The following is a 299-nucleotide window of genomic DNA, read 5'->3' as shown; positions in this document are numbered from 1 at the left end:
TGGTCATCCTGCCGTTCCTGGTGCTCCAGTTCGTCTCCGGCGTCTACATTCCGGCGAGCCAACTCCCGGACTGGATGCTGAACATCGGCGCCCTGTTCCCGCTGAAGTGGATGTGCCAGGGCTTTCGCGGGGTCTTCCTGCCCGAGTCGGCCGCCGTGCTGGAGCAGGCGGGCGACTGGGAGTTCGGCCGGATCGCCCTGGTGCTGGGCGCGTGGTGCATCGGAGGATTGCTGCTGTGTCTGCTGACGTTTCGCTGGAAGAGCCGGCGCGACGGCTGACCGGGGCGGACGGCGCGCGCG

At 68.6% G+C, this 299-nt stretch carries 1 pseudogene; it reads left to right on the top strand.

The window, feature by feature from the left end:
- Positions 1–278, top strand: a pseudogene (locus BTA51_RS29225) (ABC transporter permease); the annotation flags it as partial.
- Between the last annotated feature and the right edge of the window lie 21 nt (positions 279–299).

This window comes from Hahella sp. CCB-MM4, from assembly GCF_002260525.1.
GTDB lineage: Bacteria > Pseudomonadota > Gammaproteobacteria > Pseudomonadales > Oleiphilaceae > Hahella.
The sequence above is the reverse complement of the archived record's forward strand: the minus strand, read 5'-3'. Positions and strand labels throughout refer to the sequence as shown.